The 6889-nt window shown below is 55.0% G+C and carries 6 protein-coding genes; 3 read left to right on the top strand and 3 right to left on the bottom strand.

Translation table 11 applies throughout. The annotated features are described in order from the left end of the window. Positions 1-139: 139 nt before the first annotated feature. A complete protein-coding gene (locus ATC00_RS00235) occupies positions 140-820 on the top strand; it encodes a DUF1998 domain-containing protein (RefSeq protein ID WP_234782218.1) in 681 nt (226 codons plus the stop codon). Between the two features lie 91 nt (positions 821-911). Here ATC00_RS00235 and ATC00_RS00230 read toward each other — a convergent pair whose 3' ends face one another. After that, complete coding sequence (locus ATC00_RS00230) at positions 912-2117, bottom strand: hypothetical protein (RefSeq protein WP_064251582.1); 1206 nt, start codon at positions 2115-2117, stop codon at positions 912-914. 659 nt (positions 2118-2776) lie between these two features. After that, the gene (locus ATC00_RS00225) at positions 2777-4375 is read right to left on the bottom strand and encodes a ferredoxin reductase domain-containing protein (RefSeq protein WP_064251581.1); all 1599 of its coding nucleotides are present in this window, start codon (positions 4373-4375) and stop codon (positions 2777-2779) included. A 906-nt stretch (positions 4376-5281) separates the two neighbouring features. Between ATC00_RS00225 and ATC00_RS00220 the strand changes: the two genes are divergently transcribed. Beyond that, positions 5282-5917 (top strand): DUF1326 domain-containing protein, encoded by a 636-nt coding sequence (locus tag ATC00_RS00220; RefSeq protein ID WP_064251580.1) that lies wholly within the window; start codon positions 5282-5284, stop codon positions 5915-5917. Between the two features lie 388 nt (positions 5918-6305). Here the strand turns inward: ATC00_RS00220 and ATC00_RS32735 are convergent, their stop codons facing one another. Beyond that, positions 6306-6512, bottom strand: coding sequence for a hypothetical protein (locus ATC00_RS32735; protein ID WP_153045143.1), 207 nt, complete (start codon positions 6510-6512; stop codon positions 6306-6308). A gap of 91 nt (positions 6513-6603) precedes the next feature. Here ATC00_RS32735 and ATC00_RS30560 point away from each other — a divergent pair, with 91 nt between their 5' ends. Continuing rightward, entirely contained in the window at positions 6604-6777 is a 174-nt protein-coding gene (locus ATC00_RS30560) for a DUF3606 domain-containing protein (protein WP_064506639.1), read from the top strand. Positions 6778-6889: the final 112 nt, after the last annotated feature.

The following is a 6889-nucleotide window of genomic DNA, read 5'->3' as shown; positions in this document are numbered from 1 at the left end:
AGCTCACAGCAGCTCATCGTGTCCGTTACCGATACCTGACCGCTCACCCGCTCCGCCAGACGGGGTCTGCTTGCCGCTTACCACCCGCGTTTCGTCGACGCCAGTGTATCAGCGAGAGTCGAACAACCGAAAAGTCCCAATGCCCGTGCGCCTGGTGGCGTTCGATACGATGCGGGATGGTGGCAGGCCGATCTACGTCACGCAGCAGAGGAACGAGGCGCTCTACATCAAGCTTGACGAGCAGCGCGTCCTAAAATGGCTCGACAAAAACAATGTCGAAGGCCTCCCAGACAACGGATCAGACCTTGCAAGGGCATATCTCGAGTCATATGAGGACTTCGGCCAGTTCCTCGACCGGTACAAGAAAAAGGAACGCCAAGGCAGGTCGCGCGAGCTTGCGCCGTTCGTCTACATGCTGCTTCACTCGCTCTCTCATCAGCTTATACACGCGCTGGCGGATGCGTCTGGGCTCGATCGCGATGGCATCGGCGAGTACATATTCCCCGCCGATCTTGCTTTCACGATCTACCGGAAAGGCATGACTCCGGATCTCGCGAACATCTCGGCCATGTGGCGCAATCACGCGATGGACTTCCTGCGCCGCGCAATTGATCCACGCATGCTGCGCTGCGGATCGGGCAGTCTCTGCGACAGCCGCGGCGGTGCCTGTCCGGCCTGCATCATGGTAAGCGAAGTATCGTGCAGCGCATCGAACCTCTTGCTTTCCAGGTCGGTTTTAAAAGGCGGCGCCGCACCCGAATGGGAGTCTCCAGGTTCTGCTGACATCGTGGGTTACTTTGATTCGGACTTGGACCGATGACCGAACAATCCATCGCGCCGCAAGGCAGGGCTCGTCTGGTCGCAACCCTGCCGCTGTCTGCTATTGGAGGGGCGGTGTGGATTTTGGCTAGTTACTCACTCCAATTTGCGGGTGCCCGAGTACCTATGAGCTTCTTGAACTGGTCCTGCTCCACATCTTGGTTAAAAGAGTAGATCGCCAATGATGTCTCTCCCAGGACGTGAAGGTGATTCTCATAGCGCCGTGAACGTGGGAAGACACGCCAATTTACTGGCTCACCATCTAAGGCGTGAGCTTGGCCGTCACTCGTCAAGACCAGAAGGGAGTCGTCAAACTCGAATACCAACCCGAAAAGGGAAGTCTTGACCGAGACGAGATTTGTCAGGTTGGCCGGCAAATCCAGCTTTCCTATGAACTGCAGTTTACCGTTGTATAAGAGCCTATATACTACAAGGTTTTTACCTTCTACCTTATACAGCTTGTCCTGACTTCCCCACGTGAGAGGCTTTCGATCGCTAGGGTCAAACTTGGAGCGTACAACCTCTTCGAGACGATCCACTGAGCTGAAGGAGCGTTGCCAATTAATGTCGGCCTCGCGGTCATCTGATTGAAAGGCATCTGCCCCATCCGGGCTTGTCCGATCGTTTAACGATCTAGTTCTAAAACGAGCTAAGACGCTCCCTTCCTCAAAGGACATGCCTATAATGTTGCCAAACATCCAATCACAAGCTTCGCAGGTCCTCGCGGAAAGATGGTCGCCTTCCTGTTCCTTGGGCCATTCGCGGTCCTGGACCCGTATGTCGATCTGATACAAACCAGCATTACCAGCTGCGACAGCCACGTTACCGTACGCCGGCCAAGCTTGGTTTGCCCCAACCGGGGAGAGTCTTACAACTTCTGATCGGTCTTGGGTATTCGTGTTATAGTGTGAGCCAAAGATTCCTCGCGATGTCGCTACGATCATTCGGTCATAATGAAACGAGCTTGTGGCATGAGGGAAAGGGAAGCCGCTGTCGGCTTGACTGACCCGATACTTAGCGAGCTCCTTAGAGCTGATATCAAACTCGGTTGCCGGCAGCTCGTCAAAGCAACGTCGAACATCCTCCACGTTCATCGTAGAACGATAGACTGCATTGCTCTCACTGAACGCAAACCGAAGCGCCTTCTCCGCTCCGGCAATGGATTGGGCGAGCTCGGAAACTAACGTCTCCCAAGCGAATACAGAAATCGAGCCATCTGTACCGAAGAGGTGCAGATGGCCCTTGTACAGCAGCGAATCCCACCAACTTCCCTCAATATTAAGTTTCAGATTGCGCATCTTTGGCCCGACGCTATCTTCCGGATCTTTGCCGGAGGTAAGAAACTCTGATCTAGCCAGTCCCGCAGAACCGTTTCGGGCGGGCGTTGTTGTGGCTCCTTGTAGTTACATGGATATCCGTGCCAGGCAGGTGATGCATGTTCATCGAATTTTGCGATGAAAAGTTCAGTGGTGTGATCTCTATCGACCCCGAGGTTAGTGACGAGGCCATCGGGGCAATACAATGACCATGCGAATTTGCGCTCGATCCACTGATTTATCATCGCAAGCCTGAAGATTTCGCGCTCTTCTGGAAGCAAGATTCGCCACTGGGCTTTCCCCCTTGTCTTATCTCGATGGTCCATCTTATGGCCGTATTGTACGACGGATTCCGGAGCTGACGGTGGATGGCATTTGGCGCGAAATATAATGTCGTGGAGATCCATGGCAGTCCTGAAAATCAAAGTTAAAAGATGAATCGACGAAGCGTGCGGATCGAACCTGCGCGCGATACCGCTCCGAAATCAACTGGTGAACCGGAAGTGGATCAGCCTCAGATAAAAACTTAAAGGTTGCGAACGCATTAAGATGGCTTGCTAGTTGCGTTTTCCGTTCTAATTGCGTTCAGCTTCGATGAGCCAGAAGGAAGTGGTTTCGATGCTGAAACATACTTTTCGGAACTAACCTATTTTTCGTCGAACACTGAGAAGGCGTTCCGAATACCCGTCGTCATTCACGCCCATCACATGGCCACCGAATACATACTCATTGTTGTAGCGGATCGTATGCTTCATCAGGCCGTCCAAGGCGAAGCGATACACGAGCTGATGCGCTTCGGTATCGAAGGAGGTTTGTACCAACTCCGTAGACGGGAGCCAGTCATAAAGATACCGGCAAGTATCAAACGGGATGACATCAAGGAACATCTCCGTGCTCCTGCCCTCCGCCACATATGTGTACCGCCGGGTTTGCTCAGCATTGTAGTGGTAAGGCATCGCGTACTGAGCGAGTACTGGAAAAAGAGCCAGTTCGGATGTTGGGACGTCGCAGAACATGTACATATTTTGCATGTAGGCGTACCCAGCCACAAGTTCCTTCATTGCGGGTTTTAGCCACTGACCACCACCCTCATTTCTGAGCAGCAGATAGGCGTGAACGACATCATCCACCGGGATATTGGGCAAGCCGCCTAGCTCTCTACGCCACGTGTCGATCAATTTAAACGACGATACGTCCGGCGCGAGATAGTTCTCGTCCTTGTGCTTGTTCAGCGACGCCAGCGTCCACCCGACGGTGTTCATGTCGGCGTCGACTATGTAGTCACCACCACCGAACTCCAAGGTCTCATCGAACGATTTTAGCGCTGCGGCATGGGGAGCCAGTTCGACGGGAGACTTGGTAAAAAAATGCGGCCACAGTCCGGACGCCGACAGGCGAGCCATGGGCACTATGAACGACGCCAGATCGAACAGTTGCCTCGTAATGTACTGACCGTAAAAATTCGAAAAATCGGCCTTGACTTTATGGAAAAAGGACTCGTCTTCAGGCAGCCCTTTCGGGATCATCCCGTGCGCCACAGCGCCGTCGGTCATGTTCCATTCCGGGTTCCCGGATTCGAGCATTCCCTTCGGGTACAGATAGGCACTGACAATGTCGGAATAAGCATGAAGTTGACCGACGTCGCCGATGTCCGGTTTGGCGAAGTTCGTGATCAAGACGCCTAGTGGATTGAGGCGCTGGTATCGAAATATGTTCGCGACGGTTCTTAGTGTCGCCTGAGATGTGCTGGGAAGCGGCCCACACGCATCGAAGTAGATAATATCAAACATCATCGGAACGGCTTGCAGGTACCGATCCATGGGCATCTTTATGATCTTGATGAGGGGGTAGTGGGAAGCTTTGGCACTCGCCAGGGCTTCGTTGAATGTCTTATTTTCGGACTCGAATGCATAGATGCTATGTGGGTGTACGCCAAGTGCAACAAGCTCGTCAAAATCATTCATTGGCTCGGGGCCAGCCAGATAGGCGACGACGAGGTCTCCTGCTGTTCTGGTACCAACTTTGCCTAGCCAAAAATTCTGCCATGCCTGAATGGCCTGGTCGTCGCATTTTTCCGCTGCGTATTTATCGTGACCTGTCCGCTTTGCAAGGTCATCTCTAACCTGCCGGACATAACTCTGACTTACTATTGCGCCAATTTCCCGCTTCTCCGTAAGCACCTCAACGGCATGTCTCAGAGCAGCGGTCCGCGCGGTTTTCTTCTGTGGCTGATTATACATATGCCCCTCTTAGGAAGAATATGGCGGAGATCGTCGGTTCGCCCAAATGCCGATTGAACTTCGCAAAGAACACCGAACATGCCGAATTTAGATAGTGCGCGTTGTATGGTGTAGCGCTGCAACCTTGGCAAGGGGGATCGTCAGCGCCGCGCCCCCTTCGCATCCCCAAGCCATGTGGCGATCAGGAATCAAGCCGTCCGTGCACCACGAAACCGTCCTCCGCTTTGTTGCGCTTGTGAAGGCCGTCTGGCCCCTCCTAAGCCCTACCGAGACCAACGTCGGAGCCTCTGAACCTCAACGAGGCAGAATGTCCCGCCCCCTCGATCCGCACCGGGCCTTTAGCGCCTGGATACACCCAAGTGAGACTTCGCTATCCATCGAAGCCTTCCCTTAATCGTTCGCCGTCGGCGACGCCGGAAGATATCGGCGTCCCCAGGACTTCATCGAACGGCAGCTTTAAGGGAGCTCTGAAACAAGTGGCAAATTGCCGGAATGGAGGCGCAATGCTCCCGTTCACTGACTTAGGCGTGGACGCCGCAAAGAAGCCTGCTCTCGTGTGCCCTGTACAGCTTGTTGCCCTGATGTTCACGTTCTGGGCCAAAAACGTCGCATAATGTATCATCGGGAACGTCGGAGATTTGATAATTCGCTCTTCGCCAGGTGCCTCCTGCCGCACCGTCTGGGCTGTCTTTCTCGTAGGGACGAAGGTGGCGGTCCGGACATAATGATACAGCATACCAGATAACATCCCTTTATGGATCTTCGAGTTGGCGGCGCCAACGCCATCGGGGCAACGCGGCGGCTTGCCAGGGCTTCAGCGATCCGCTGGACAGTCACGGCGTTCCTGGCCGGTCGAAGCAGTATCTGATACATTCTGCCTCTACGGGAAAAATCGGGGGTGTTGCCATGGCCTATGTTGATTGGGCGATCAAGGGCCCCAAGATCGCATCGTGCAGCTGCGATTACGGCTGCCCGTGCGAATTCAACGGCAAGCCGACCGAGGGCCTGTGCGAAGGCCTCGAATGCATGCTTATCGAAGAGGGATGGTTCGGCGATCTGCGGCTCGATGGGCTGAAGGTTGCTGCCGTCTACCGCTGGCCTGGTCCCGTGCATGAGGGCGGCGGTGTCGTTCGCGGGTTCTTCGATGCCAATGCGAACCAGGCGCAGATCGATGCCCTGTTCGCCATACTCGGCGGCAAGGAACAGGAGCCGACGACCGTCTTCAATATTTATGGCTCCACCATCGCCCAAGAGCTCGAGCCGATTTTCGCCCTGATCGAGTTTCACAGCGACATAGAGAAACGCACCGGCGGCTTTCGCATAGACGGCCATCTCGAGCTCGAACTCGAGCCGATCAGGAATCCCGTGACCGGCGCCCTCCATCGCGCGCGCATCGTCCTGCCGGAAGGCTTCGAGTTCCGCGAGGCGGAGATCGCAAGCGGTACGTTTAACGCCAACGGCGAAATCGCAATGGGGCGGCAGAAGCGCTACGGCGCGCTTTGGCGCGCCGCCTACGGGCCGTACGGCATCATCGAAGAGTGAGCAAGCGCACGCTGCAACCATTGAAGTCGGATCGTCCCTTCCCGTCGAGCATTAATGCGGCATGGCTAGATTTGATTTTGGCCGTGCTTGCACAACCGCAGGGGTCGCCAAGATACTATCTAAAGTTGTTGAGATAACGAAGCTGATGGCGATCATCACCTCTTTGCGAGGCGGGGCGGTAGATCGCTGAATCGGGAGGTTGGGTCCCAGAGCGGGGCAATTTTCGGGCTGCTCTGGGACCTCTCGCCAACGGCAGGGGTCTCGCGGTGCCGTCAGCGCTTTGCAACCTCATTTTGCACCCCGCGATTGGTTCCGCAATTGGGGTAGGACCTTTGCCGCTCTCAACGGACCAACGTCCTAAGGGGTCGGTAATCTTCTCGGAAGAAAGCTATAGGCGTGCCGAAGCGCTCACCTGCGGGACCGGCGTCGGTCCCTCGCTCATGCGAATTTCGACTATCTGCAATTCCACATGCAGACCTCGGTACGCGGCTTGGCGAACCGTCTCATTGAATATCCGCATCGCTTCGTGCAAGTTCTCGGCGGCCTCGCGCTGCTCGTCTGTCATTCTCGTATGAGCCCCTTCATTCTGCGCCAACATATCCTCCGGGGGCGGAGCCACCGTCAAGGGTGTGCACTTGCCGTGCCATAAACTGCTCCTATCCTTCTATCATCGATGGAGGAGAACCATGGCAGACGATCCGAAGAAGCAAGGCCGCGACCGCAAGCTTGCATCGACGCAAGAGCACGAAGTTGCCTATATCGTCAATGCAGCAAAGGTTACGCGGCAGAAGGCTCTGGAGGCGATCCGCGCGGCCGGGCCTAGCCGGGAAAAGGTGATGGAATATCTTGGGAAGAAGTGATTTGGAAAGCCTAGTCTTAGTCTAGTGCCCATCCATAAACGGTAAACTGCTGAAATTATTGGGTGAATCGCGATATCTGCGCGGGCAAAGCCCGGCGGCTTCAGGTATACTT

The organism is Sinorhizobium americanum (assembly GCF_001651855.1).
Taxonomy (GTDB): domain Bacteria; phylum Pseudomonadota; class Alphaproteobacteria; order Rhizobiales; family Rhizobiaceae; genus Sinorhizobium; species Sinorhizobium americanum.
Note: the sequence above shows the minus strand (reverse complement) of the source record. Positions and strands in the feature narration are given on the sequence as shown.